Source organism: Phycicoccus flavus (assembly GCF_004025965.2).
GTDB lineage: Bacteria > Actinomycetota > Actinomycetes > Actinomycetales > Dermatophilaceae > Phycicoccus > Phycicoccus flavus.
Genome location: NZ_SAYU02000140.1, coordinates 1 through 1,761, shown reverse-complemented (window position 1 = coordinate 1,761; position 1,761 = coordinate 1). Strand labels below are relative to the sequence as shown.

General features: G+C 77.4%; 3 protein-coding genes and 1 pseudogene. 1 reads left to right on the top strand and 3 read right to left on the bottom strand.

All coding sequences use genetic code 11. The features are described from left to right. The coding region (locus EPD83_RS20190; RefSeq protein ID WP_205859649.1) for a transcriptional regulator at positions 1 to 200 on the top strand (200 nt) is incomplete at its 5' end. A 90-nt stretch (positions 201 to 290) separates the two neighbouring features. Here the strand turns inward: EPD83_RS20190 and ispF are convergent. From ispF to EPD83_RS20175, 3 genes and pseudogenes are all read right to left on the bottom strand, one after another. Further along, positions 291 to 779 carry a 2-C-methyl-D-erythritol 2,4-cyclodiphosphate synthase gene (ispF, locus tag EPD83_RS20185; RefSeq protein WP_165567076.1) on the bottom strand — a complete coding sequence of 163 codons (489 nt, stop codon included), beginning with the start codon at positions 777 to 779 and terminating at the stop codon, positions 291 to 293. 127 nt (positions 780 to 906) lie between these two features. Next, positions 907 to 1,614, bottom strand: a complete 708-nt coding sequence (gene ispD, locus EPD83_RS20180; protein WP_165567075.1) for a 2-C-methyl-D-erythritol 4-phosphate cytidylyltransferase — start codon at positions 1,612 to 1,614, stop codon at positions 907 to 909. A 33-nt stretch (positions 1,615 to 1,647) separates the two neighbouring features. Then, positions 1,648 to 1,761 (bottom strand): annotated as a pseudogene (locus EPD83_RS20175) (CarD family transcriptional regulator); the annotation flags it as partial.

Sequence of the window (1,761 nt, the reverse complement as noted above, 5' to 3'; positions counted from 1 at the left end):
CCGCCCTGTCCAAGCACCTCAAGGCCCTCACCGCCAAGGGCTACACCCGGCTCGAGCGCGGCGTGCGCGACGGCCGGCAGCTGACGACGGTCGCCCTCACCGCCGCCGGCCGCGAGGCCCTGTGCGGCCACGTCGCCGAGCTCCAGCGGATGGCCCGCATCGTCGGCGAGGACCGCCGGGTGAAGGCCCGCGTCCGCTGACCGCCGCCGCGTCGTCGCGGCTGCGGACGCGTGCGGCAGTGCGCGGCCCCTCGTCGTCGGCGACGACCAGCCGTCGGGTGAGCCGACGCGTCAGCCGGCCGGGATCACCAGCGCGGTCGCGAGGGCGGCGACGCCCTCGCCGCGTCCGGTGAGGCCCAGGCCGTCGGTCGTCGTGCCGCTCACCGACACCGGTGCCCCGGCGGCCGCCGACAGCGCGGCCTCGGCCTCGTCCCGGCGCGTTCCGACCTTCGGTCGGTTGCCGACGACCTGGACGGCGATGTTGCCGACCTCGAACCCGGCGTCGCGCACGAGCCGGGCGGCCTCGGCGAGCAGCGCCGTGCCGGAGGCGCCGGCCAGCTCGGGTCGGTCGGTGCCGAAGTGCGCCCCGAGGTCGCCGAGCCCGGCCGCCGAGAACAGGGCGTCGCACGCGGCGTGCGCGGCGACGTCGGCGTCGGAGTGCCCGGCGAGGCCCCGCTCCCCGGGCCACCGCAGCCCGGCCACCCACAGCTCGCGGTCCGACCCCTCGGGCGCCAGCGCGTGCACGTCGACGCCGATCCCGACCCGTGGCAGCGTGCTCATCCCGGCTCCTCCCCGGCTCGGCCGGTCGACGTCTCGGCAGACGGTCGCAGGATCTGCACACCCTCGGCTGCCTGCGCAGATCCTCGCACCCTCGGCCGGCAGGCCTCCGGACCCCTGCCGGCAGAGGTCAGGGGACTTGTGGAGGGGGGAGGAGGCGGGCGGCGCGCTCGAGGTCCTCGGGGGTCGTCACCTTGAAGGCCAGCGGGTCGCCCTCGACGACGCGCACCCGGTGCCCGGTCCGCTCGACGAGCGCGGCGTCGTCGGTGGCGTCGACCCCGGAGGCGTGCGCGGCGAGCAGGACCTGCCGGTCGAAGCCCTGGGGGGTTTGCACGGCGCGCAGCGTGCCACGGTCCGGCGTGCCGGTGACCAGGCCCTGCTCGTCGACCGTCTTGACGGTGTCGACGACGGCCAGGCCGGGGACGACCCCGGCGTCGCCGGACCGCACGGCGGCGACGACCCGCTCGAAGACGGCAAGCGGGGTGAGGCAGCGGGCGGCGTCGTGGACGAGGACGACGTCGCAGTCCGGCCCGAGGGCAGCGAGCCCCGCGGCCACCGAGGCCGTGCGCTCGGCGCCCCCGGCGACGACGACCGCGCCGGCCGGCAGGGTCACCCCGTGCCACGACGCCGAGCCGACGTCGAGCAGCCCCTCCGGGACGACGACGGAGACCGCCGCCAGGCCCGGCACCCGCGCGACGGTGTCGAGGGCGTGCCCGAGCAGCGGCCGGCCGTGCAACGGCACGAACGCCTTGGGGACACCGGCCCCGAGCCGGGCGCCCGACCCGGCCGCGACGACGACGACGCCCACGCCGCGCGGTGCGGCGTGGGCGTCGGTCACGTCAGTGCGCTGTCGCCGGAGGCGACCCGGGCGTCAGGACGCGAGGACCTCGTCGAGGATGGTCTCGGCCTTCTCCTCGTCGGTCTTCTCGGCGAGCGCGAGCTCGGAGACGAGGATCTGCCGGGCCTTGGCCAGCATCCGCTTCTC